The following is a 22,621-nucleotide window of genomic DNA, read 5'->3' on the forward strand; positions in this document are numbered from 1 at the left end:
CGGCACTGCATCGACAATCCCCTCAGGAGACGACTATGAAGAACCGTGCGCCCGCCGCAGGCCGGCTGGCTGTCTATGGAGCGAGCCTCGCGATTGCGATGGCAGCGAACGTGGCTCCGGTGGACGCCGCCCCGGACTATCCCGCCGTCAGCTACGAGCGGCTCTCGAAAGCACAGAGCGACCCGGGCTGGCTCACCTACTACCGCAGCTATAGCGGCCAGTCGCATTCACCGCTGAAGCAGATCGATGCATCGAATGTCGGCGGGCTCAAGGAGGCCTGGAGCTATCAGTTCCCAGCGGATCTCAAGCAGGGCTTCGAGGCGACACCGATCGTCAACGGCAGCTATCTTTTCGTCAGTACGCCGAAAGACAACGTCTATGCGTTCGATGCCAAGACCGGTACCCAGCTCTGGAAATACGAGCCGAAGCTCGGCGCGGAATCGTTCAAGACCGCCTGCTGCGATGTCGTCAATCGCGGCGTCGCGCTGTATGGCAAGAACGTCTACGTGGCGATGCTGAGCGGCGAGGTGGCCGCGCTCGACGCGCAGACCGGCAACGTCGTATGGAAGAAACAGATGTTCGAACCGGGTCTCGGCTACGCGTTCTCGCTGGCGCCGCTCGCGCTCGACGGCGCGCTCGTCGTGGGCACGTCCGGCGGTGAATACGGAATTCGCGGCTATATCGCCGCCCTCAATCCCGACGACGGCTCGATTCTATGGAAGCGCTACACGATCCCGAATGCGGGCGACAAAGGCGGCAACACCTGGCCCGACGGCATGCAGGAACACGGTGGCGGCGCGGCGTGGCTGACCGGCACCTATGATGCGGCAACGCAGACGCTGTACTGGGGTGTCGGCAATCCGGGGCCATGGCTTGCGGCCCTGCGTCCCGGCGACAATCTGTACTCCGATTCATTGCTCGCGCTCAACCCGAAGACCGGCGACCTGAAGTGGCACTACCAGTACACGCGTAACGATACGTGGGACTACGACGGCGTCAACACGCCGGTGCTTGCCAACATCAGCTACAAGGGCAAGCAGTATGACGCCATCATTCATGCCGACCGCAACGGCTTCTTCCACGCGATCGACCGCAAGACCGGCAAGCTGATCTACGCCGAGCCATTCGTCAAGGCGCTCTCGGTGACGGGCTACACCGCCGACGGCAAGCCGGTGCAGGACGAAACCCGCTTTCCCAAGGCCGGCACGACGATCAATACCTGTCCGAGCTTTCTCGGCGGCAAGAACTGGTGGTCCGTCTCCTACGATCCCGAGCGGCACATCGCGGTCGTGCCCGCGCTGCACGCGTGCATGAGCCTGTCCGGCAAGTCGGTCAGCTATATGGAGGGCCTGCCCTACCTCGGCGAAGGCTTCGAGATCCAGCCTGAACCGGGCAGCCAGGGTTATGGCGAGCTGCAGGCCATCGACGTCAATACCGGCAAGAAGCTGTGGGGCCACTGGACCAAGATGCCGTGGAACGGCGGCGTCGCCACGACAGCCAGCGGCCTCGCCTTCAGCGGCTCGCTCGACGGACATCTGTACGCGTTCGACGTGTCCACGGGCAAGGTGCTGTGGGAGAGCCCGCAACTCGCGAGCGGCATCGTCGCGCAACCTTCCGTGTTCGAAGTCGACGGCAAGGAATACGTGGCCGTGCTGGCGGGCTACGGCGGTGCGAATCCGATCTGGGGTGGCCCGATGGCCGATGTCGCGAAGGACGTTCCGCGCGGCGGCACGCTCTACGTGTTCGCGCTCGATCGCGGCTGAGCCGCCACCGCACCGTCGCCTTTCGCATCCGGCTCTCGCCGTCGCACCTCTCCGCGCCCGACAGCAGCCCACCCGGGCGCGGTGTTCCCGCCATCACAGGAACGCACCATCATGAACATTCGACTCACTCACGTCGCGCTCGCCAGCGCGCTCGTCGCCGGCGCCGCTCAGGTTCCCGCTCAGGTTCCCGCTCAGGTTCCCGCTCAGGTTCCCGCTCAGGTTCCCGCGCACGCATCGTCGAGCGTGCGCGTTTGCACGCTGCCCGGCAGCCCCTCGGCCGAACTCGACAAGTCGGTCGCTCGCGCGGTGTTGAGCGCCGCGGGCATCGCCGCGACCTTCGCCTCGCGCGGCATCGACGACGACGGCGGCGACGACGGCGGCGACGACGGCATCTCCGCTCACGAACTCACGAAATCGTTGCAGCGCGACTGCGATGTGATCGCGGGCTTTCCGCGTTCGAGCGTGGCCGATAGCTCCGACTCGCACCTGCTGTTCTCCCAGGGCTATCTGCACTCCGGCTATGTGAGCGTCACACTGCGCGGCGCCCATGCAAACCATACCAGCGTCGCGGCGCCGGATGGCAAGATCACCATTGCCGCCACCTGGTCGAGCCCGTCGCAACTGATCGCGGTCCAGCAGAAGAACGCCCGCTTCGATCTGGAGACCACCTCCGAGTCGACCGTCGACGCGCTCGCGAAGGGACGCGCCCAACGGGCGATCGTCTGGTACCCGGCCGTGGTGGCCTACCGGCACGCGCACCCGCAGCAACACTTCGATGTAGCCGTCGCCGATTCGCCCTATGCCGACTGGAATCTCGTGTTCGCATCGGGACCCGGCACGCAGTCGCTGCAAAAGCGCATCGATGAGGCGCTCACGCGTCTGCGCAACGATGGCCGGCTCGCCGCGTTGACCCGCAAATGGGCGCTACCCGCCAGCAACGTAGGCACCGCAAGCGACCCGTCGACCGCGGCCAGCGCGCTCTGCACGCACGCGAGCCTCATGCATAGCCCCGCGCGTTATCTCGACGGCCCGACCCAGGCATTGCCGCGCGCGGACGTCTGGCGCACGAGCGGCATGCCGGCCACCGGCGGCTTCATCAAGGTCGCGGCGACAGCCGACGCGCCGTCGTTCGATCACGATCAGGTCGCGCACGGCGAACACCTGTATGCCGATTCGTGTGCGAAATGCCACGGTGTGAAGCTCGAAGGCAACACCGCCCCATCGTTGAGCGGCCCGGCCTTCGCGCCGGCAGCGAACTCGCATCTGACGATCGGCGGCATCTATCAGTACATGTCGACCAACATGCCCGCCGATCATCCCGGCAAGATGAGCGACGAGGACTACGCCGACCTGATGGCCTTCCTGCTCTACACGAATGGCTACGACACCGGCAGCGCGAAGCTGACCGCGCAGGCCGCGCAAGCGTCGACGACACCGCTGAACGCCGGACCGCGCCACTAGGGCATTGCGTCGTATTCCCTTGCACTGGTTCACCTCGCCACGCCGCTTCACGGGAATGCGGCGCGGGCGACCCATTTCTTGCTCAGGACATCGTCATGGTCTCTCATCACCGCAGACGTTTCCTTCTCCAGGCCGCGGGCCTGTGTGCCGCACTCGCGAGCGCCGACATCGCGCTCGCCGCGCCGCCCCCCGTCGATGAAAACGACACCACGGCCAGTTCGCTCGGCTACCGTGCGAAGGCGAGCAGCGTCGACGCGGCGAAGTTCCCCAAGTACCACGCCGGCCAGACCTGCGCGAACTGCCGTTTCTACACCGGCGCAACGGGCGACGCCGCCGGCCCATGCCCGATGTTCCCGGGCAAATCCGTGTCGGCTGACGGCTGGTGCAACGTCTATGCGCCACGAACTTGAGCATCTGGCGCCCTGCGCGCGCGCGGTTTAGACTGCGCGCAGGGCCCGGTCTCCAGAGCGCGTCGAAGCGGTGCGCCACGGCCGATGTCGAGGCCGGCCAGCGTCATTCGCCACAACTGCGTCGAGGAGTGGGCAATGGATATCGTGCTGGCCATGAGAGTGTTCGCGCGCGTCGTCGAAGCGAACAGCTTCACCCGCGCGGCCGAAACCCTCGACATGCCACGCGCCCGCGTGACCGTGACCGTCCAGGCGCTCGAAGCACGCCTCAAGACACGCCTGCTGCAACGCACGACCCGCACGCTCAACCTCACAACGGACGGTGCCGCCTACTACGAGCGCTGCCTGCGCGTGCTAGCGGACATCGACGACATCGAAAGTTCGTTCCTCGGCAAGCAGCGCACCCCGCGCGGCAGGCTGCGGGTGGACATGCCGGGCGCGCTCGGGCGTCTCGTCGTCATGCCCGCGCTGGGCGAGTTTCACGAGCGGTATCCCGAGATCGACCTGATGCTCGGCCTCGGCGACAAGCCGCTCGATCTCGTCCAGGAAGGCATCGACTGCGTGGTGCGCATCGGCACCTTGCAGGACTCGTCGCTCGTGGCGAGACGTGTCGGTATCTACGAGGCCGTCACCGTCGCCAGCCCGGCTTACCTGCAGAAGGCGGGCACGCCGCAAACGCTGGCCGAGCTCGCCAACCATCGCACGGTCAACTACTACTGGAGCCGCACGGGCCGCGTCATGCCGCTCACGTTCGAAGTGGACGGCGAAGTGGTCGAGGTGAAGATGCGCGGCGCGCTCGCAGTGAACGACGCCGAGGCCTATCTGCGCAGCGCGCTCAGCGGTTTCGGCATCGTCCAGGGCGCACGCTTCATGGCGCTGCCCTATCTGCAATCCGGCGCATTGATCGAGATTCTCTCGCCGTGGAAGCCGCCTCCACTTCCTATTTCCGCGGTGTATCCCCACAACCGCCATTTGTCGGCGACCGTCAGCGCGTTCATCGACTGGATCGCCGAACTGCTTCGCCATAGCCCGTTGTTCGCGAGCACACCCGAGCTCGATGCGCGCTGCCGCCCCACTAGCGCCGCCGGCCCCGATGCCGAGCCGATCGATCTCGACGGCGACGAAGCGGAACCGATCGCCTAGCCGAGGCACGCGCCACGGCGGAACACCCATTGTTCTTCTCTGGCGAAACACTGTTGAAGTGATTGCGGGATTTATCGGCCCGCGAGCGTAGACCACAATTCGACCATTGTTCGTCTCAGTGAGAGCGCAGTGCGCGAGGCCAATACGACGCGCACCGGTAGCCCTCCCCCTTCTCTATCAGCAGGAACACCCATCATGAAACTCAGCGGAAATACGATATTGATCACCGGCGGTACTTCCGGAATCGGCCGTGGTCTCGCCGAAGCCTTCCACGAGCGCGGCAACAAGGTCATCATCGCGGGCCGGCGCAAGGCGCTGCTCGATGAGGTCGCCCGGCGCAATCCCGGCATCGATACGATCGAGCTCGATATCGGCGACGCCGCCCAGATTCGCGAGGTCGCCGCGCAACTGATCGCCCGCTATCCGGCGTTGAACGTCGTGATCAACAACGCCGGCATCATGCCGTTCGACGACGCCGGCGGCCCGCTTGACGACGAGCAAGCCGTGCGTCTCGTCGACACGAACCTGCTCGGCCCCGTACGCGTGAGCGCGGCTTTCGTCGAGCACCTGAAGCGGCAGCCCGAGGCGCTGATCGTCAACAACAGCTCGGTGCTCGCCTACGTGCCGCTCGCAGCGACCGCGCTCTACTCGGCCACCAAAGCCGCGATCCATTCGTACACGCTGTCGCAGCGCTTCGCGCTCCGCGATACGAGCGTTCGCGTACTCGAGATCGCGCCGCCGTGGGTCGATACGGATCTCGTTCACAAGAGCGGCGACCCGCGCGCGATGCCGCTCGATGCGTTCATCGCCGAGACGATGACGTTGCTCGAAACCGCCACGACGGAAGTCATCGTCGAAGCCGCGAAGCCGATGCGCGAGAACGTCGGGCCCAACGAGCATGCCTTCGTCGAACGGTTCAACCAGTTCGTCGTCGACAATCCGATTCCGGTCGAATGAGGTCCGCCATGACTACGACTCTTGAAGAAGAGAACACCGCGCTCGTTCTCGATGCGCTCGACACGCTGTTCAACCGCAAGGATTACGACAAAGCCGCGCAGTTCTGGTCCGAGTCCTACGTCCAGCACAGCCGGCATGTGCCGGCCGGACGCGATGGGCTGTTCGGCCTCGTCCGCTCGTTCGGCGATCTGCGCTTCGAGTACGACATGGTCGCCGCCAACGGCGACTTCGTCTGGGTGCACAGCCGCTACACGAGCTCGGCCATGCCCGCTGCGCTGATCGGCGTGGACATCCTGCGTATCGAGGACGGCAAGCTCGTCGAGCACTGGGACGTCTTGCAGGATGAACCGACGCGCGCCGAATCGGCCGGCGGCTATCCGATGTTCGGCCACGCCTTCCCCGGCGAACAGTAACGCCGGCGCCATGCCGCAACCGACAAGGAACAGACAATGAGTACGCTGCTCGAAGAGGCCGTAGTGGCCCACGGCGGAATCGACAACTGGAACAGGCTGCGAACCGCGTCGGCCGCGCTCGATATCGGCGGCGCCATATGGCCTCTCAAAGGTCGAGACGGGATGTTCCGCCACATCGCGCTGGCGGCGAGCCTGCAACGCCAGCATATGTCGATCACGTCGCCCTCCGCCGGCTGGGCAGGCACGTTCACACCGGACGCGGTGCGCATCGAATCGTTCGACGGCGACGCCGCCGAGGAACGACGCGCACCGCGAGAGTCGTACCGCGGTCATGTACAGGACAGTCAGTGGGATCGTCTGCACGCGCTGTACTTCACCGGCTACGCACTGTGGACTTATCTGTCGATCCCCTTTCTCTACACGACTCCCGGCTTCGAGACCGAAGAGTTGCCCGAGTGGCGGGAGAACGGCGAAGTCTGGCGGCGCCTGAAGGTCACGTTCCCCGATTCGATCGCGAGCCACAGCCGCGAGCAGGTTTCCTACTTCGGCGCGGACGGACTGCTGCGCCGCCACGACTACACGGTCGATGTGATGGGCGGGGCGCCGGGCGCGAACTACGCGTCGAACTACCGCAAGGTGCAAGGCATCATGGTGCCGATGACGCGGCGCGTCTTCGCCTACGACGAAGCGGGACGCAAGGTCGAGGATCCGTTGCTCGTCACGATCGACTTTCGCAACGTCGATTTCCGCACTGAGTAACTGACTGTGTCATCGGCGGGCCCAGCGACTATGATCTTTCTCATCTGCCGCTGATGCATGACTGACGGCGTGGCCACCTCTGCCCGTCGCCGCTCGATCTCTGGAGAATGTCCCCCATGTCCAGTCCATCGCTCATCCGCATCGCCGTCCTCGACGACTACCAGAACGTCGCACTCGAACTGGCGGACTGGTCGCTGCTGAATAACCGCGCGGAAATCACGGTCTTCAACGACCACGTCGCCGACACCGCGCAGCTCATCGAACGTCTGAAGCCGTTCGACGTGCTGTGCGTGATGCGCGAGCGCACGCCACTCACGCGCACGCTGATCGAGCGCCTGCCCAATCTGAAGCTGATCGCCTCGACAGGTCCCGGCAACGCGTCGATCGATATGGAGGCGGCGGCCGAACGCGGCGTCAAGGTCGTCCACACCGGCTACTCGTCCACGCCAACCATCGAATTCACATGGGCCACGATCCTTGCCATGGCGCGCAATATCCCCGTGGAAACGCGCTCCATGCGTGAGGGCGGCTGGCAGCGCACGCTCGGCACGCAACTGGCGGGCAAGACCCTGGGCCTGCTGGGACTCGGCCACGTCGGCTCGGCGGTCGGCGTGATCGGCCGCGCGTTCCGGATGAACGTGATTGCCTGGAGCCAGAACCTGACGGACGAGCGAGCGGAATCCAAGGGCGTGCAACGGGTCGACAAGGACACGCTGTTTTCCGCCTCCGACATTCTGTCGATCCATGTCCGCCTGAGCGACCGGACGCGAGGTCTGGTCGGCGCCGCGGAGCTTGCGCGCATGAAGCCGACGAGCCGCCTCGTCAATACGTCGCGCGGCCCGATCGTCGACACGGCCGCGCTCCTCGCCGCGCTGAACAGCGGACGGATCGCGGGCGCCGCCATCGATGTCTACGACACCGAGCCGCTCGACCCGGCAGACCCGTTGCGCACGACGGACAAGCTGCTCGCCACGCCGCATCTCGGCTATGTGTCGCGCGAGCTGTACGAGACGTTCTATCGCGATACGGTGCGCAACATCGCTGAATGGCTCGGCGAGACCTGAGGCGCTGTGGGAGAGCGGCTCGTCACTACAGGTCGAGCGACAGCTCCGTCAAATAGGCCGCGCCCCGCTGGCGAGACGGCCTGAACCCAAGGCGTCGCCCGAGCGCGATCATCGCGGCGTTCTCGCTCAACGTCGTACCGAACAGGCGGATCATGCCGGATTGCCTCGCGAGTTCGATCAGGCTTGCCAGCAGCGTTACGCCAAGGCCATGTCCTTGCCACGCGTCGCTGAGCACGATCGCGATCTCGGCCTCGCGCTCGCCTGGCTGCGCCGCGTAACGCGCGACGCCGATCTGCCGTTCGAGTCCGTCCATCCGCACCGTCGCGATGACCGCACCTTCACGGGACCGATCGATTTCGGTCCAGCGGCGTATCTCATCGGTAGAGGGTTGCCTGCCCGACAACAAGCGCAGGTATCTCGTCGTTCGCGACAGTCCACGGACAAAATCGCGTTCGAGTTCGAAATCGCGTGGGTCGATCGGGCGCAACAGCACCTTCGTACCGTCCCCCGCTAGCCACCAGTATCGATTCGCTTGCGCCGACATATCCAATTCGCCGACGACCAACCTGTGCCGCTTCCGGTCGACCGGCTTGCATGACTGACATGCATTCAGTGTAGGAGCCGGAACATCGAGCCCAAAGCGAATCCTGATCAATCCGGTTTTTCACCCGCGACAATAATCGCGATCGTGTGCCGCGCCATCGCCATGATCGACACCGTTCGCGCGCCGCCAGCGCCGCCGATTATTGATCCGCCTGAAATGATGCATTCAGCGGCACCCTCTTACTCCTTCCCGAGCCCTTCCCTACAGTAGCTGCACGATCCACGGGACAGCGGCGCGACCACCCGGCCAGCCCGCAGCCTCCCTCTTGCAAGGACACGCTCATGAGTCAGGAGATGCTCTATTTCGACGACCTCAAGGTCGGCGACACCACGACCACCGGCACGTATGAAGTCAGCGCCGCCGCGATCCGACGGTTCGCCGGCGAGTTCGATCCGCAGCCCTTCCATCTCGACGACGAAGCCGCCCGCCACTCGATGTTCGGCGGCCTCGCCGCGAGCGGCTGGCATACCGCGGCGATCACGATGCGTCTGCTCGTCAGCGAGGGGCCGAAGCTCGCCAACGGCGTGCTCGGCGCCGGGTGCGAGCTCCAATGGACGCTGCCGACGCGCCCCGGCGACGTGCTGCACGTCGAAAGCGAAGTGGTGGAACTGATCCCTTCGCGCTCGCGCACCGATCGCGGCACGCTGGTGCTGCGCTCGAGAACGATCAATCAGCACGGCCAGACCGTGCAGGACATGACCGCCAAACTGATCGTCGCTCGCCGCCCCGCGTAACGCCGCCGCTTATTCAAACACTTCAGCACCACTTCGCAAGGACCTCCATCATGATCGTCGATCCCTCCACCCAGGACGCCGCCTCAAACTACAAGCTGCTGATCGGCTCGATCCTGCCGCGCGCGATTGCGTGGGTCAGCACGCTTTCAACAGACGGCGTGGCGAACCTCGCGCCGATCTCGTTCTTCACCGCGGTCGGCCGCAAGCCGCCGATGATTTCGATCTCGATGCAGCCACGCTCCGACGGCGTTACGCTGAAGGACACCTTCGTCAATATCCGCGACACGGGCGAGTTCGTCGTCAACATCGCGAACCTCGAACTCGCGGATGCGCTGCATCGCAGTGCTTTCGAATTCCCTTCCGAGGTCGACGAGTTCGAGGCGATCGGCCTTGAAAAGGCCGAATCGCTGACGGTCCGCCCGCCGCGCGTGAAGGCCGCGCCGATCGCGCTCGAATGCAAGGTGGAGCGGATCATCCCGATCGGCAACCAGCACGACCATGTGGTGTTCGGCGAAGTGCTGCGCTTCCAGATTCGCGACGACCTCTATCTCGATCGCGGCCGTATCGACACCGCCGCGCTGCAGGCGGTCGGTCGCCTTGCCGCCGAATACACGGTCGTGCAAAGCGCATTCACGACGCCGCTCGACCCGCAGGTGCTCGCGCGTCTGCAAAACAAACGCATCGGCCGGCTCGACGACTTCGAGGACGGCTACTCGCCGATCGACACGGCGAACTGGTCCGCCTCCGGCGCGACGCGCTGATCTTCGTTTCGAATCGACTGACGGAATATCCATGAATCCCACTCATCCGACCCAGCCCGCCCTCGTGTTCATCCACGGTTTCCTCGATGGCGCCGCCGTCTGGGACGACCTCACGCCGCAGCTCGGCGAGCGCGCGAACGACGCGTTGCGCGTCGATCTGCCAGGAATGGGCGCGCGCGCCGCCGAGCCCGGCCCCTACAGCCTCGATCGTTTCGCGGCGGACATCACGACGCAGATCCGCGCCCTTTCGCGGCCCGTGGTGCTGATCGGCCACAGCATGGGCGCGCAGATCGCCGAACTCGTCGCGGTACGGCTGAACGAGCTGGTCAGAGGCCTCGTCCTGCTGACGCCAGTACCGCTCGACGGCACCGGCCTGGCTGCCGAGGCGATGCAAAGCTTCCATGCCCTCGGCGGTAATCCGGCGGCGCAACGCGCGTTACGTCGCAACGTGTCGGTGCATCTCGACGACATCCAGCTCGAGCGCCTCGGCCAACTCGGCGACCGTGTCGACGCAACTGCGGCCGGCACCTTCGCCGACCTCTGGAACGCGGGCCATCCGAGCGGTGCGGAACCTTCGCGCTACCGCGGCCCCGTGCTGATCGTCCGCGGCGACGGCGACACTTTCGTCACCGCCGAGCTGATCTCGCTCGGCGTCACGCCGCGTTTCAAGGCTGCGGAGCTCGTCTCGATCGAGCGCGCCGGTCACTGGCCGCACGTCGAGCAACCGGCTGCGATCGCGCGTGCCGTCACCTCGTTTCTCGCGAACCTCGATCGACACCAGGGTGTACTGAGCACCTCCGATGTGCCGGTCGCGCCGCAAGGGTGGACCCGGGCATTCGGGCAGAAATCCGCGGATGCGTTCGCCGAAACGTTCTCGCCCGATGTCGTGCTCGAAGCGAGCGTGCTGGCGAGGCCCGCCGTCGGCATCGATCAGGTTAAGACCGTCATGACCACCGCGAGCCGGATCTACGAAGCGCTCTCGTTCACGCATGAAGCGCACAGCGGTCTGCGCGATTACCTCGAATGGGAAGTGCAGGCCTTCGGCGGCGAACAGATGCGCGGCGTTACCGTGCTGACGAAGAACCCGCAAGGCAAGATCGTGCACATCGCGATCCATCATCGTCCGCTCGGCGGTGCTTTGAAATTCTCGGCCGAACTCGGCCACCGGCTGCAAGGCGCGCTCGACGCGAGCCTCTTTTATCGCAGCGCGTAATGCGCGCGCTCAATCACATTCCCCGGAGATGGATATGGTCAAACGTACCGACGTTGAATTCGAAGTGGACGGCGGCGTCAAGCTGCGCGGCTGGCTGTTCGTTCCGCCCGGCGAGGGACGGCGCCCCGCAATCACGATGGCGCACGGCTACGCCGGCGTGAAGCAACACGGGCTCGAGCCGTTCGCACGCGCCTTCGCCGAAGCGGGCTTCGTCGTGCTGCTGCACGATCATCGCGGCTTTGGCGCGAGCGAAGGCACGCCGCGCCACGACATCGATCCGTGGCGTCAGATCACGGACTGGCGGCGCGCGATCAGCTTCCTCGAAAGTCTCGACGTCGTCGACCCCAAGCGCATCGGCCTGTGGGGCACGAGCTACGCCGGCGGTCATGCGATCGTGCTCGGCGCGACCGAGCGGCGCCTGCGCTGCGTCGTCGCTCAGGTGCCGACGATCAGCGGCTACGAACAGGGGCTGCGCCGCATTGCGCCGGAAAATGTCGCCGCGATCGAAGAAGCGTTCGCCGACGACGACCGCGCGCAACTGCGCGGCGAGCCGCCGCGCCGTCAGGCGATCGTCAGTGGCGACCCCGCCGTGGCGGCGTCGTATCGCGCCAAAGACGCAATCGATTTTTATCTGCAGCCGCTGCCCGATGGTGCCTGGGAAAACAACGTCACGGTCCGCTCGACGCGTGCCGCGCGGATGTATGAGCCAGGCCAATGGATCGCGCGCGTTTCGCCGACGCCGCTCCTGATGGTGGTCGCCACGCGCGACGCGATCACGCTGACCGATCTCGAACTCGCTGCCTACGAACGCGCGCTGCAACCCAAGCGGCTCGTGACGATCGAAGGCGGCCACTTCGATCCGTATCTGTCGCAATTCCGCGTTTCGAGCGAAGCCGCTGTTCAATGGTTCAAGCAGCACCTCGGCTAACTTCCCTTCTTCCGACCAAGGAATCTTCCATGGCTCACCTGACTGTCAGTTTCGACGATGGGCTCGCTACGATCGTCATCGACCGCCCTCCGCAAAACCGCATCGACGACCGGATGATCGACGAGCTGGCCACGGCCGTCGCCGCGATCGAGCGCAGCGACGCGCGCGCGGTGCTCGTGCGCAGCGAAGGCGAAAACTTCTCGTTCGGCGGCGACATCATGACGTGGCCCGATGCGAGCGTGCGTGAACTGCGTGCGCGCTTTGACCACTACATGTCCGTGTTCAACCGCTTCGAGCATCTTCCGGTACCGGTCATCGCCGCGGTGCAAGGGCTGTGCTTCGGCGGCGGTTTCGAGCTCGCGCTGCGCGCGGACGTGATCTTCGCGGCGGAATCGGCGACGTTCGGCCATCCCGAACAGACGCTCGGCATCGTCACGGTGCTCGGCGGCATCTACCGGGTCGCGGAGCGCGCGGGCCGCTCGCGCGCATCCGAGTGGGCGCTGACCTCGGAGAAAGTCCCGGCCGCAACGATGGAACGCTTCGGCATCGTCAATCGGGTCGTGGCCGACGCCGATCTTTTGCAGGACGCAGCCGCGTTCGCGCGCCAGCTCGCGCTCGGCCCCACCCGCGCCTATGCCGCGCACAAGGCGCTGTTGCGCGCGTGGGCAGTCGGCGGCGTCGCAGCCGCGGACCAGGCCATGTTCGACATCGCGATGCCTCTGTTCGAATCCGACGACGCACAGCGCGGCATCCGTTCCGCGGTCGAAGCGCTGAAAGCCGGACGCCCGCGCCCGGTGATGGACTTCAAGGGGCGCTAAGCGCGAACGCAGGTAGTGCGCCCAAACAGCAGGCAGCGAAATTGTGCGGTCTAATGAGGTCTCCCCAAATCGAATGGAGACGTCCGTCATGGACCGCATCGCTGCGATGAACGCCTTCGTCCGTGTGGTGGAAGCCGGCACGTTCACGAAGGCGGCCGAAACGCTCGACATGCCGAACGCGTCGCTGACGCGGCTGATCCAGAAACTCGAGGAAGACCTGAAGGTCCGCCTGCTGCATCGCACGACGCGCTCGGTCACGCTCACTCCGGAAGGCGCGATCTACTACGAGCGCGTCGTGCGCCTGCTCGCGGAGCTTGCGGATATCGAATCGTCGACCAGTCATGCGCGCCTGAAACCGTCGGGCAGACTGCGTGTCGATGCGGCCACCGCGATCGGCGCGCTCGTGCTCGTGCCCGCGCTCGACGATTTCTACCGCACCTATCCCGACATCGAGATCGAACTCGAGGTCGGCAATGAGCGCGCCGACCTGATCGCCGAGGGCTTCGACTGCGCGATCCGGGCCGGCAAGGTCGACGAGCAGTTTCTGGTCGCGCGGCAGATCGGCAGTTTCGGTTTCACGACCTGCGCGACGCCGGCATTTCTCGCGGCGCACGGCAAGCCGAACTCGCCGGATCAGTTACGCGGTCTGCCGACCATCGGCATGATTCCGTCGCACGCGGGCTACCCGCCCTCGTTTCCATTTCTGTACGACGATCGGAAAAGCGGTTTGCAGCTGAAGCACCGGCTCATCGTCAACGATACGAACGCTTATCTCGCCGCCGGCCTCGCCAGTCTCGGCCTGATCCAGGCGCCGACCTACTCGGTGCGCGACGCGATCGGCGCGGGCAAACTCGTGCCGCTGCTCGAAGACTGGCCGCAACCGACCATGCCGGTGCATGTGATCTACCCGCCCAATCGTTATCTGAGCGCGAAAGTGCGGGTCTTCATCGATTGGCTCGTCGAACTGTTCGAGCGCGACGACGAGTTGCGCCGTCGGTGACGCGTGGGTGACACGCGGGTCATGTTCAATCGATGGAGTCGGCTGCATCCGCGGCGCGGATCGCGCGCCGCAGGCGTTCGATGCCCGCATCGAGCAAGCCGAGACGTTCGAGCGTCAGCACGGTTTCGTCGAAATACCCGCGCGCGGTGCCGAGCGGCCCGCGGCCCGTGCGGATCAGGTGGGCAACCTGATCGATGGGATAGCCGCCGATATAGCGCTCGTGCGCGCGATTGACGACGAACGTCAGCGCGCGGATGGGGCGAGCGCCGACGGTCGCTCGGACCCAGCGCGCGTCATAGGCGCCGGCCAGCATCTCGCGCCGCCACAACAGGCGCAACTCGGCCTCGACCTTGGCGGCATCGATGCGGTGCAGCAGACCGCGACACGCACCACCGCGGTCGAGCCCGAGCATCGCGCCGGGCTCTTCGGGCGTGCCGCGGGCGAAGATCATCCGCAGGCAGAAGCCGCGATGCCAGCCGTGTACGCGGGCAACGTGGCTCTCGGCGACCTCGAGCGCGGGATTCCACATCAACGAGCCGTAGCCGAACACGTGAAGGTCCTGCCCGGCCTCATGAGAGCCGAGCAACGCCTGCAGCGTCCGTTCGAGCTCCGCATCGCTACGCAAGATCAGGCCGGCCGGCGGGTCCGCACGCAGCGCGTGCAGCAGCGTGCCCTGCGACAGGTGTTCGCGCGTCAGCTCGTAGCCGGAAGCCAGCTGTTTCGGATCGCCGGGCATGAAATGGAGGTGGTTGCCATGACAGCACAACTGTAGATGCTCAAGGCTCGCCGGCCAAGCAGGCCGCTGGCAATGCGCTTTTGTTGCGGCTGGAAAGGTCTATGCAGTGAAGGAGCGCCGAGCGCACGAAACGGCATCGGTATCCGCATCAGCCGAAGCCGAAGCCGTCCGGATGGCATACTCTGCGCACCCGGCGGCACACCGCTGGATCCATTTGAACCGGAGAAGATCGATGACGACACCCTGGCTGGGGCACTGCCTCTGTGGCGCGGTGCAATACGAAGCGCGCGGTGATTCGCTCGCGCAACTGATCTGCCATTGCCGCGATTGTCAGCGTGCGTCCGGTTCGGCGGGATTGCCGGTCGTCGTGGTGAGAGCGGCCGACTTTTCGTTCACAGGCGAAATCAGGCCTTATACGAAGATCGGCGGCAGCGGCATGCCCACGACGCGCAACTTCTGCGCTCATTGCGGCAGCCTGCTGTTCGCCACGCCGCATCACGCGCCGGACATCGTGACGCTCTATGCCGGCACGCTCGACGAGCCTGCGCGGTTCAAACCAGAATTCGTTCAGTTTGCGAGCGAGCGGCATCGACTGGACGCCCACCAGCCGGACATCCCCCACCATCCGCGCAGAGCGCCCTGAGCGGCGCGATCAGAGATGCCGCGTTTCGTCAGGCGGATTGCCCCAGTCGTTGCGCAGCCCATCCCGATAGGTCACGGGCGCATTCAGCGCCGCGTCGAGATCGAGTTCATCGAGGCACATGATGTTCACGTTGATATACGGATACCCCGTGCCGTTGGGCATATCGATGCGATCGAATACGTGCACCCCACAGCGTTTGCAGAACGGGTGATGCGCGACCGGATTGTCGCCCTGATATTCGGCGAGCGCGGTTTCTTCGCTGAGTAGACGAAAGTCCTCGCGGCGAACCTGCACGTGCCAGAAGCGCAGCCTGCTGCAGTAGCTGCAATTGCATTTCGACGTGCCCTGGTCGAAATCGATGCGAGCTTCGAACTTCACGAGTTGGCAATGGCAGCTTCCGCGGTACGTGCGCAGCATGGGGTTCTCCGAGGTTGAGGGGGCACGGCACAACGGCAATTATGGACGGCACGACTTCGTGCTGCCAACGCACGAGCCGTCGCAACCGTCGCAGTAATGGCGGTCGCGCACCGCGCGATCCACCCGCCAGACGTTCGCGGCGGCCGGCGCGGCCGTACCCGCCGAGCGCCCGTTTTCCCATGCGTGAAACGTCGGCTCGCCCGCCTTGGCGCGGCGGATCGCTTCGTCGATGCCCGCTTCGCCGAACGCCGCGATCTCCGGCATCGGATGCCCGGCCGGCTTGCGCACTCGCATGTCCATTCATCCGCTCCCGAAAAAAATGCCTGTTCGCTATCTCTTAAAAACCATGTAGGATACTGTATATCCATACAGGTATTTTCGCAAATGACAGCCGCCCTGCCCGCACCGGAAGCCATTCACCCGTCCCTGTGGCGGGCGTCCCAGCTTGGCGCGGGCCGCGGCCGCAGCATCGATACCGGCTATCCGGCCCTGTCGGCGGAATTGCCCGGCGGCGGCTGGCCGCTCGGCGCGCTGGTCGATCTGCTCGTGCAGCAGGCCGGCGTCGGCGAGCTGAGGCTATTGCGGCCGGCGCTCAGCGCCGTCGGCGAGCGTCCGGTCGCCTTCGTGCAGCCGCCGCACACGCCGGACGGCCTCGGGCTCAGCTACATCGGCCTGTCGTTGCAGCAGGTGCTGCGCATCAATGCGCCGAAAACCGCCGACGCGCTATGGTCCGCCGAGCAGATCCTGCGCGCCGGCAGTTGCGGCGCGCTGATCTTCTGGGCGCAGTACGCGCAGGCGTCGTCGCTGCGCCGTCTGCATCTGGCCGCGCAGTCGTCGGAGACGCTTTTCATCATGGTGCGGCCGCTCGCCACCGCGCAGGACGCCTCGCCCGCGCTGCTGCGGCTCGCGCTCAGGCCCTCGGCCGAAGGCCTCACCATCGACATCGTGAAACGACGAGGGCCCGCTCGCGCAGAGCCCCTGTCGATTCCCCTTCAACCCCCCCCCGTTCTGCTTTCCCGACATGCGCGTCTTTCTCGCCGTTCATCTGCCAAAGTTGCCGCTCGAGGTGTTCAGACCGAAGTGGTCGCCTGAGCCCGCGCATGGCTGCGCGGTGCTGGAGAAAGACAAGGTGGTCATGGCCGATCCCGCCGCGCGCTCGGCGGGCGTGCGGCCCGGCATGAAGCGCGGGGGCGTGCTGACGCTCTCGCCGGACACGGAGATGTTCGAGCGCGATAGCGGCCGCGAGGCGGCGGCCCATCGCGAGGTGGGCGTCGCGTTGATGCGCTTCTCGCCCGAAGTCGCGCTGCTCGAGGAGGCGACGGTCGTGGTCGAGATCGGTGCGAGTCTGCGGCTCTTCGGCGGCCTGCTCGCGCTGTGCCGCGACGCGAAAGCCATCCTCGCCGCGCTCGGCTTCACCGCGCGCATCAGCGCCGCGCCGACCGGCCAGGGCGCGTGGCTGCTCGCGAAATATGGCAACCGGCGGGTGCTGAAGCTCGCGTCGCTCGAACAGCGCCTCGCTGCGCTGCCGATGCTCGCCGTGCCCGAAGTCCGCCCGTTCGCCGACTGGTTCACGGGCCTCGGATGCGAGCGCATCGCCGATCTGCGCCGCCTGCCCCGCGCCGGCTTGCAGCGCCGCTGCGGCGAACATCTGCTCGACTCGCTCGACCGCGCGTTCGGGACCGCGCCCGAACTGTTCGACTGGCTCGAGCTGCCACCCACGTTCAGCGCGCGCATCGAGATGCCCGACCGGCTCGAACACGCGGATGGCGCGGTGTTCGGCGCGCAGCGGCTGGTCGTGCAACTGTGCGGCTGGCTGTGCGCGAAACAGCTCGCGCTCACCGGCATTCGCCTGTCGCTCGAACACGAACGCGGCCGCAATGCGATCGAGCCGACCACGATCGACATCGCACTCGGCGAGCCCACCTGGCGCGAGGAACATCTGATGCGCCTGCTGAAAGAGCGGCTGCATCGTATCGAGCTCGCCGCGCCCGTGATCGCGTTGCGGCTCGATGCATCGAACGTCGAGTCGGCCGCGCCCGCGTCCGACACGCTGTTTCCCGAACCGGGCGGCTCGAAGGAGGACCACGAGCGCCTGCTCGAACTGCTGGTCGCGCGGCTCGGCGAGCAGAACGTGCTGAAGCCCGCGCCGAGCGCCGATCATCGTCCGGAGATTGCGAACCGCTGGCTGCCGGTGTCGCAGCCGATCAGACCCGCAGCGCTGCCGCAGAATCTGCCGCGCCCGACGTGGATGCTCGACACGCCCGTGCGTCTGCTGATGCGCCAGCACCGCCCGTTCTATGGCTCGCCGTTACGGATGGTGTCGCCGGGCGAGCGCATCGAGAGCGGCTGGTTCGACGGCGAGCTCGTCACGCGCGACTACTTCGTCGCGCAGGCGGACGACCAGAGCTGCTACTGGATCTACCGCGAACGCGTGAGCAGCCGCGACGCGGAAGAAGAGCAACGCTGGTTCCTGCATGGCCTGTTCGGCTGACAGGCGCGGATGAGCGGCCATGGACACCCCCTTCACGATGCTGCCGGCGTACGCCGAGCTGTTCTGCTTTTCCAACTTCACGTTTCTGCGCGGCGCCTCGCACGCTGAGGAACTGGCCGGGCGGGCCGCGCAACTCGGCTACTCCGCGCTCGCGATCACCGACGAGTGCTCGCTCGCGGGCGTCGTGCGCGCGCATGTCGCGGCGAAGCAGGCACAGCTGCCGTTCATCGTCGGCGCGTATTTCCGGCTCGTCAACGCCGATGGTTCGCCGGCCTTCGGCCTGATCCTGCTCGCCCGCAACCGCAACGGCTACGGCAACCTGTCCGAGCTCATCACGCTGGCGCGCATGCGCGCGCCCAAGGGCGAATACCGGCTCACGCCGCAGGATCTGTCGCGGCCGGAGAAGGACTCTCGCCATCTGCTCGGCATGCCCGACTGCCTCGCGATCCTCGTGCCGGATTTCCCGGCCAGCGAAGACGCGCTCGACGCGCAGGTCGAATGGCTCGACGACACGTTCACCGGCCGCGCATGGGTCGGCCTCGTGCTGCATCAGCGCGCGATGGACGACCTGCATCGCGGCGCGGTCGAGTTCGTCGCGAAGAGGCGGGATGTACCCGTCGTCGCGCTTGGCGAAGTCGTGATGCACGTGCGCTCGCGCAAGCCGCTGCAGGACACGATGACCGCGATCCGGGTCGGCAAACCGGTCCATGAGTGCGGCTACGATCTCGCGCCGAACGCCGAGCAGCATCTGCGCTCGCGCTTGCGGCTCGCCAACCTGTACCCGGACGACGCGCTGGCCGCGACGGTCGACATCATGAGCCGCTGCACGTTTTCGCTCGACGAACTGCGCTACGAGTATCCGGACGAGCTGGTGCCGGCGGGCCATACGCCGGCCTCGTATCTTCGCCAGGAGACCTACATCGGCGCGCAGCGGCGTTTTCCGTCGGGAATTCCGCATCACGTGCAGCAGCAGATCGAGCACGAACTCGAACTGATCGCGGACCTGCAGTACGAGCCGTATTTCCTGACGGTTTATGACATCGTCCGCTTCGCGCGCGGCCAGCACATTCTGTGTCAGGGGCGCGGCTCGGCCGCGAACTCGGCGGTCTGCTACTGCCTCGGCGTGACCGAGGTGGACCCCGCGCGCGGCAACATGCTGTTCGAGCGCTTCATCAGCAAGGAGCGCGGCGAGCCGCCCGATATCGACGTCGACTTCGAGCACCAGCGGCGCGAAGAAGTGATCCAGTACATCTATCGCAAGTACGGCCGCGACCGGGCCGCGATCGCGGCGGCGGTGTCGACCTATCGTCCGCGCGGGGCGCTGCGCGAAACCGGCAAGGCGCTCGGCGTCGATCCGCAGATCGTCGATGCGGTCGCGAAGTCGCATCAGTGGTTCGATACCAGCCAGGGTCTGCTCGCGCGCTTCGCGGAATCCGGCCTCGATCCGGACAAGCCCCTGATTCAGGCATGGGCGAAGCTCGCCTCGCAACTGCTGGGTTTTCCGCGCCACCTGTCGCAGCATTCGGGCGGCTTCGTGATCAGCCGCGGCAAGCTCACGCGGCTCGTGCCGGTGGAAAACGCCGCGATGGCGGACCGTTCGGTGATCGAGTGGGACAAGGACGATCTCGAATCATTAGGCTTGCTCAAGGTCGACGTGCTCGCGCTCGGCATGCTGTCGGCGATCCGGCGCACGCTCGACCTCGTTTCGGAGCAGCGCGGCGAGCGCTTCGAGATGCAGGACATTCCCGCCGAGGATGAGGCGACCTACGCGATGATTTCGGCCGCCGATACGGTCGGCGTATTCCAGATCGAATCGCGCGCGCAGATGAGCATGCTGCCGCGCATGCGGCCCGAGAAGTTCTACGACCTCGTCATCGAAGTCGCGATCGTGCGGCCGGGTCCGATTCAGGGTGGCGCCGTGCATCCGTACCTGCAGCGCCGCCAGGGCTTCGAGCCGGTGACCTTTCCGAGCGAGGACTTGAAGATCGCGCTGGGCCGCACGCTCGGCGTGCCGATCTTCCAGGAGCAGGTGATGCAGGTGGCGATTCTCGCGGCCGGCTTCACGGCCGGCGAAGCCGACCAGCTGCGGCGCGCGATGGCTGCCTGGAAACGCAAGGGCGGACTCGAAAAATACTACGACCGCATCGTGCTCGGCATGCAGGAGCGCGGCTACGACCAGGCCTTCGCGGAGGCGATCTTCGAGCAGATCAAAGGCTTCGGCGAATATGGCTTCCCCGAAAGTCACGCGGCCAGTTTCGCGTTGCTCGTCTACGCGAGCAGCTGGCTCAAGTGTCACGAACCCGAGGCCTTTCTCGCCGCGATGCTGAACAGCCAGCCGATGGGCTTCTATTCGCCGTCGCAACTGGTTCAGGATGCGCAGCGGCATGGCGTCAAGGTGTTGCCGGTCGATGTGACGGTGAGCGGCTGGGATTCCTCGCTCGAACCTCGTGCCAACGCGCCGCGCCCCGCCGTGCGGCTCGGTCTTTCGCTGCTGCGCGGCATGAAGGACGGCGCAGCCGAACGGATCGAGAACGCGCGCGCGGTGCGTGCGTTCGCGAGCGTCAACGATCTCGCGCGCCGCGCGCAGCTCGATCGCAAAGACCTGCATGCGCTCGCGCAGGCCAATGCGTTGGCCGCGCTCGCGGGAAACCGCCGCGAAGCGCTGTGGCAGTCGGTCGTCGCGGTGCCGGACAAGGATATGCTCGCGGCCGCGGCGACTCAGGACGAAACACCCGAGCTGGGCGCGCCGAGCGAAGCGAACGACATCGTGGCGGACTATCGCTCGCTCGGCCTGACGCTCAACCGCCATCCGCTGGAACTGCTCAGGCCGCAGTTGCTCGCGAACCGGCTGATGCCGGCCTCGACGCTGCGGACCTATCGCGACGGCCGGCTCGCGCGCGCCTGTGGACTGGTGACGGTGCGTCAGCGTCCCGGCACGGCCAAGGGCGTCGTGTTCGTCACGCTCGAAGACGAGACCGGCAACGTCAACGTGATCATCTGGCCGGCCCTGCTCGACAAGCAGCGCAAGGAGGCGCTCGGCGCCGCGCTGCTCGCCGTGTACGGCACATGGCAATGCCAGGGAGAAGTCCGGCACCTCGTGGCGCAGCGCCTCGTCGACATGTCTCATCTGCTGGGCGAATTGCAGACGACGAGCCGGGACTTCTGCTGAGCGGATCGCGTATATAAATGCGTATCATTGGAACAGCCAACGGAGACGTCCATGTGCTATTCGGCTCAGATTCTGGCGGACTACCGCCGCTATGTCCGTATGTTCGGCGCGCAGATGAGCCTTCACGAATTCGCGCGGCTTTTCTTCGAACGTGCAGAAGATAGTCAGGCCAAAATTCCCAAAGCGATGGAAGACGCCTTCGCGCAACCGCAGTCCGACGCGGAACGGGCCGTCTGGGCGCTGATCGAGCGCTTCAGATCGCAGCAGGCGGTGAAGCTCGAACAGGAACTGTTCAAACAGCGCACCCGCTTCGCCGACGCCGAGCGCTCGCTGCAAAGCAAGCTCACCAAGGCGGCCAGCGAGAGCAAGCGGATCGCGCAGGACAAGATCGAGCGCACGCTCGAGCGGCTCGAAGACCTCCGGCGCAGCGACCCCAAAGCCGCCGACTCGCGCATCTTCCCCGCCTACTACGCGCCGGTGATGGTGATGGAAAACGGCCATCGCGTCGTCAAGCCGATGCGCTATCAGTGCCGCCTCGCCGGCAAGCCCGCCTCGTACGACACCCGCTATCCCGGCACCTACAACGCCCGGCGAGACAGTCTCGAAGGCTTCTGGAAAACGCTGTTCGGCTATTCGCATGGACTCGTGCTCGCGAGCGCCTTCTATGAGAACGTGTCGCGCGCGCAGATGGAAGGCCGTGAGCTCGCGCCCGGCGAGAAGGATGAAAACGTCCGGCTCGAATTCAGGCCCAACCCGCCGCACGACATGCTGGTCGCGTGCTTGTGGTCCCGTTGGAGCGGCAAGGACGAAGCGGATTTATTGTCGTTCGCGGCGATCACCGACGAGCCGCCACCCGAGGTCGCCGCGGCCGGGCATGATCGCTGCATCATTCCCATCAAGCTCGAGCATATCGACGCGTGGCTGAATCCCGATCCGCACGATCTGGGCGCGTTGTACGCGATTCTCGACGATCGGGATCGGCCGTTTTACGAGCATCGGATCGCGGCGTGAAGGCGCCGGTTCATGGGCTTGTCACGCCCCCGGATCATCCTTGCAATCTCAGCGCAGTAACGTATTCTGCCTAATTGAATGTTGATCGGCTGACGAAACATCCCTCGCTGTAGAGGTCCGCCAACAGGC

At 65.8% G+C, this 22,621-nt stretch carries 23 protein-coding genes; 19 read left to right on the forward strand and 4 right to left on the reverse strand.

Going from position 1 to position 22,621, the window contains the following annotated elements:
* The first annotated feature begins 35 nt into the window (after window positions 1–35).
* From CI15_RS00920 to CI15_RS00955, 8 genes are all read left to right on the forward strand, one after another.
* On the forward strand, window positions 36–1,763 hold the full coding sequence (locus tag CI15_RS00920) for a methanol/ethanol family PQQ-dependent dehydrogenase (RefSeq protein WP_062123312.1): 1,728 nt from the start codon (window positions 36–38) through the stop codon (window positions 1,761–1,763).
* Between the two features lie 111 nt (window positions 1,764–1,874).
* Window positions 1,875–3,224 carry a c-type cytochrome gene (locus tag CI15_RS00925; protein WP_062123315.1) on the forward strand — a complete coding sequence of 450 codons (1,350 nt, stop codon included), beginning with the start codon at window positions 1,875–1,877 and terminating at the stop codon, window positions 3,222–3,224.
* 95 nt (window positions 3,225–3,319) lie between these two features.
* On the forward strand, window positions 3,320–3,634 hold the full coding sequence (locus CI15_RS00930; RefSeq protein ID WP_062123318.1) for a high-potential iron-sulfur protein: 315 nt from the start codon (window positions 3,320–3,322) through the stop codon (window positions 3,632–3,634).
* A gap of 135 nt (window positions 3,635–3,769) precedes the next feature.
* Entirely contained in the window at window positions 3,770–4,774 is a 1,005-nt protein-coding gene (locus tag CI15_RS00935) for a LysR family transcriptional regulator (protein ID WP_062123321.1), read from the forward strand.
* Between the two features lie 195 nt (window positions 4,775–4,969).
* Window positions 4,970–5,731 (forward strand): SDR family oxidoreductase, encoded by a 762-nt coding sequence (locus CI15_RS00940; RefSeq protein WP_062123324.1) that lies wholly within the window; start codon window positions 4,970–4,972, stop codon window positions 5,729–5,731.
* Window positions 5,732–5,739: 8 nt separating this feature from the next.
* A complete protein-coding gene (locus tag CI15_RS00945; RefSeq protein ID WP_062123327.1) occupies window positions 5,740–6,144 on the forward strand; it encodes a nuclear transport factor 2 family protein in 405 nt (134 codons plus the stop codon).
* A 36-nt stretch (window positions 6,145–6,180) separates the two neighbouring features.
* Complete coding sequence (locus CI15_RS00950) at window positions 6,181–6,903, forward strand: hypothetical protein (protein ID WP_062123330.1); 723 nt, start codon at window positions 6,181–6,183, stop codon at window positions 6,901–6,903.
* 116 nt (window positions 6,904–7,019) lie between these two features.
* Entirely contained in the window at window positions 7,020–7,967 is a 948-nt protein-coding gene (locus CI15_RS00955; RefSeq protein WP_062123333.1) for a D-2-hydroxyacid dehydrogenase family protein, read from the forward strand.
* Between the two features lie 25 nt (window positions 7,968–7,992).
* Here CI15_RS00955 and CI15_RS00960 read toward each other — a convergent pair whose 3' ends face one another.
* Entirely contained in the window at window positions 7,993–8,511 is a 519-nt protein-coding gene (locus CI15_RS00960) for a GNAT family N-acetyltransferase (RefSeq protein WP_153041029.1), read from the reverse strand.
* A gap of 341 nt (window positions 8,512–8,852) precedes the next feature.
* Between CI15_RS00960 and CI15_RS00965 the strand changes: the two genes are divergently transcribed.
* From CI15_RS00965 to CI15_RS00990, 6 genes are all read left to right on the forward strand, one after another.
* The gene (locus CI15_RS00965; RefSeq protein ID WP_062123340.1) at window positions 8,853–9,305 is read left to right on the forward strand and encodes a MaoC family dehydratase; all 453 of its coding nucleotides are present in this window, start codon (window positions 8,853–8,855) and stop codon (window positions 9,303–9,305) included.
* Between the two features lie 50 nt (window positions 9,306–9,355).
* A complete protein-coding gene (locus CI15_RS00970; protein ID WP_062123343.1) occupies window positions 9,356–10,066 on the forward strand; it encodes a flavin reductase family protein in 711 nt (236 codons plus the stop codon).
* Window positions 10,067–10,097: 31 nt separating this feature from the next.
* Window positions 10,098–11,279, forward strand: a complete 1,182-nt coding sequence (locus CI15_RS36005) for an alpha/beta fold hydrolase (RefSeq protein ID WP_082814158.1) — start codon at window positions 10,098–10,100, stop codon at window positions 11,277–11,279.
* A gap of 34 nt (window positions 11,280–11,313) precedes the next feature.
* Complete coding sequence (locus tag CI15_RS00980; protein ID WP_062123350.1) at window positions 11,314–12,207, forward strand: alpha/beta hydrolase; 894 nt, start codon at window positions 11,314–11,316, stop codon at window positions 12,205–12,207.
* 29 nt (window positions 12,208–12,236) lie between these two features.
* Window positions 12,237–13,025: an enoyl-CoA hydratase/isomerase family protein gene (locus tag CI15_RS00985; protein ID WP_062123353.1), complete on the forward strand. Its 789-nt coding sequence runs from the start codon at window positions 12,237–12,239 to the stop codon at window positions 13,023–13,025.
* Between the two features lie 88 nt (window positions 13,026–13,113).
* The gene (locus CI15_RS00990) at window positions 13,114–14,025 is read left to right on the forward strand and encodes a LysR family transcriptional regulator (protein WP_062123355.1); all 912 of its coding nucleotides are present in this window, start codon (window positions 13,114–13,116) and stop codon (window positions 14,023–14,025) included.
* 25 nt (window positions 14,026–14,050) lie between these two features.
* On the opposite strand, the gene CI15_RS00995 is transcribed toward CI15_RS00990, so the two are convergent.
* Window positions 14,051–14,761, reverse strand: a complete 711-nt coding sequence (locus CI15_RS00995; RefSeq protein ID WP_062123357.1) for a gamma-glutamylcyclotransferase — start codon at window positions 14,759–14,761, stop codon at window positions 14,051–14,053.
* A 232-nt stretch (window positions 14,762–14,993) separates the two neighbouring features.
* On the opposite strand from CI15_RS00995, the gene CI15_RS01000 reads away from it, so the two are divergent.
* Complete coding sequence (locus CI15_RS01000; protein WP_062123358.1) at window positions 14,994–15,404, forward strand: GFA family protein; 411 nt, start codon at window positions 14,994–14,996, stop codon at window positions 15,402–15,404.
* Between the two features lie 9 nt (window positions 15,405–15,413).
* On the opposite strand, the gene CI15_RS01005 is transcribed toward CI15_RS01000, so the two are convergent.
* Together CI15_RS01005 and CI15_RS01010 are read right to left on the reverse strand one after the other, a co-directional pair.
* On the reverse strand, window positions 15,414–15,821 hold the full coding sequence (locus tag CI15_RS01005; protein ID WP_062123360.1) for a GFA family protein: 408 nt from the start codon (window positions 15,819–15,821) through the stop codon (window positions 15,414–15,416).
* 39 nt (window positions 15,822–15,860) lie between these two features.
* Window positions 15,861–16,121 carry a hypothetical protein gene (locus CI15_RS01010; protein WP_062123363.1) on the reverse strand — a complete coding sequence of 87 codons (261 nt, stop codon included), beginning with the start codon at window positions 16,119–16,121 and terminating at the stop codon, window positions 15,861–15,863.
* An 84-nt stretch (window positions 16,122–16,205) separates the two neighbouring features.
* On the opposite strand from CI15_RS01010, the gene imuA reads away from it, so the two are divergent.
* The 4 genes from imuA to CI15_RS01030 are packed head-to-tail and all read left to right on the forward strand — an operon-like array spanning window position 16,206 to window position 22,492.
* Window positions 16,206–16,913 carry a translesion DNA synthesis-associated protein ImuA gene (gene imuA, locus CI15_RS01015; protein WP_062123366.1) on the forward strand — a complete coding sequence of 236 codons (708 nt, stop codon included), beginning with the start codon at window positions 16,206–16,208 and terminating at the stop codon, window positions 16,911–16,913.
* Window positions 16,843–18,312: a Y-family DNA polymerase gene (locus CI15_RS01020; protein WP_174543186.1), complete on the forward strand. Its 1,470-nt coding sequence runs from the start codon at window positions 16,843–16,845 to the stop codon at window positions 18,310–18,312. The genes imuA and CI15_RS01020 overlap by 71 nt, the downstream gene beginning before the upstream one ends.
* 19 nt (window positions 18,313–18,331) lie before the next feature.
* Window positions 18,332–21,481 (forward strand): error-prone DNA polymerase, encoded by a 3,150-nt coding sequence (locus CI15_RS01025; protein WP_062123369.1) that lies wholly within the window; start codon window positions 18,332–18,334, stop codon window positions 21,479–21,481.
* Window positions 21,482–21,532: 51 nt separating this feature from the next.
* Window positions 21,533–22,492: an SOS response-associated peptidase family protein gene (locus CI15_RS01030; protein WP_062123372.1), complete on the forward strand. Its 960-nt coding sequence runs from the start codon at window positions 21,533–21,535 to the stop codon at window positions 22,490–22,492.
* The last annotated feature ends 129 nt before the right edge of the window (window positions 22,493–22,621 follow it).

The organism is Paraburkholderia monticola (assembly GCF_001580545.1).
GTDB lineage: Bacteria > Pseudomonadota > Gammaproteobacteria > Burkholderiales > Burkholderiaceae > Paraburkholderia > Paraburkholderia monticola.

What these genes read in the sequence shown, in the direction of transcription:
- CI15_RS00920 (WP_062123312.1), top strand. Translation starts at nt 36, where the DNA reads ATGAAGAACCGTGCGCCCGCCGCAGGCCGGCTGGCTGTCTATGGAGCG.
- CI15_RS00925 (WP_062123315.1), top strand. Translation starts at nt 1,875, where the DNA reads ATGAACATTCGACTCACTCACGTCGCGCTCGCCAGCGCGCTCGTCGCC.
- CI15_RS00930 (WP_062123318.1), top strand. Translation starts at nt 3,320, where the DNA reads ATGGTCTCTCATCACCGCAGACGTTTCCTTCTCCAGGCCGCGGGCCTG.
- CI15_RS00935 (WP_062123321.1), top strand. Translation starts at nt 3,770, where the DNA reads ATGGATATCGTGCTGGCCATGAGAGTGTTCGCGCGCGTCGTCGAAGCG.
- CI15_RS00940 (WP_062123324.1), top strand. Translation starts at nt 4,970, where the DNA reads ATGAAACTCAGCGGAAATACGATATTGATCACCGGCGGTACTTCCGGA.
- CI15_RS00945 (WP_062123327.1), top strand. Translation starts at nt 5,740, where the DNA reads ATGACTACGACTCTTGAAGAAGAGAACACCGCGCTCGTTCTCGATGCG.
- CI15_RS00950 (WP_062123330.1), top strand. Translation starts at nt 6,181, where the DNA reads ATGAGTACGCTGCTCGAAGAGGCCGTAGTGGCCCACGGCGGAATCGAC.
- CI15_RS00955 (WP_062123333.1), top strand. Translation starts at nt 7,020, where the DNA reads ATGTCCAGTCCATCGCTCATCCGCATCGCCGTCCTCGACGACTACCAG.
- CI15_RS00960 (WP_153041029.1), bottom strand. Translation starts at nt 8,511, where the DNA reads ATGTCGGCGCAAGCGAATCGATACTGGTGGCTAGCGGGGGACGGTACG.
- CI15_RS00965 (WP_062123340.1), top strand. Translation starts at nt 8,853, where the DNA reads ATGAGTCAGGAGATGCTCTATTTCGACGACCTCAAGGTCGGCGACACC.
- CI15_RS00970 (WP_062123343.1), top strand. Translation starts at nt 9,356, where the DNA reads ATGATCGTCGATCCCTCCACCCAGGACGCCGCCTCAAACTACAAGCTG.
- CI15_RS36005 (WP_082814158.1), top strand. Translation starts at nt 10,098, where the DNA reads ATGAATCCCACTCATCCGACCCAGCCCGCCCTCGTGTTCATCCACGGT.
- CI15_RS00980 (WP_062123350.1), top strand. Translation starts at nt 11,314, where the DNA reads ATGGTCAAACGTACCGACGTTGAATTCGAAGTGGACGGCGGCGTCAAG.
- CI15_RS00985 (WP_062123353.1), top strand. Translation starts at nt 12,237, where the DNA reads ATGGCTCACCTGACTGTCAGTTTCGACGATGGGCTCGCTACGATCGTC.
- CI15_RS00990 (WP_062123355.1), top strand. Translation starts at nt 13,114, where the DNA reads ATGGACCGCATCGCTGCGATGAACGCCTTCGTCCGTGTGGTGGAAGCC.
- CI15_RS00995 (WP_062123357.1), bottom strand. Translation starts at nt 14,761, where the DNA reads ATGCCCGGCGATCCGAAACAGCTGGCTTCCGGCTACGAGCTGACGCGC.
- CI15_RS01000 (WP_062123358.1), top strand. Translation starts at nt 14,994, where the DNA reads ATGACGACACCCTGGCTGGGGCACTGCCTCTGTGGCGCGGTGCAATAC.
- CI15_RS01005 (WP_062123360.1), bottom strand. Translation starts at nt 15,821, where the DNA reads ATGCTGCGCACGTACCGCGGAAGCTGCCATTGCCAACTCGTGAAGTTC.
- CI15_RS01010 (WP_062123363.1), bottom strand. Translation starts at nt 16,121, where the DNA reads ATGGACATGCGAGTGCGCAAGCCGGCCGGGCATCCGATGCCGGAGATC.
- imuA (WP_062123366.1), top strand. Translation starts at nt 16,206, where the DNA reads ATGACAGCCGCCCTGCCCGCACCGGAAGCCATTCACCCGTCCCTGTGG.
- CI15_RS01020 (WP_174543186.1), top strand. Translation starts at nt 16,843, where the DNA reads ATGCGCGTCTTTCTCGCCGTTCATCTGCCAAAGTTGCCGCTCGAGGTG.
- CI15_RS01025 (WP_062123369.1), top strand. Translation starts at nt 18,332, where the DNA reads ATGGACACCCCCTTCACGATGCTGCCGGCGTACGCCGAGCTGTTCTGC.
- CI15_RS01030 (WP_062123372.1), top strand. Translation starts at nt 21,533, where the DNA reads ATGTGCTATTCGGCTCAGATTCTGGCGGACTACCGCCGCTATGTCCGT.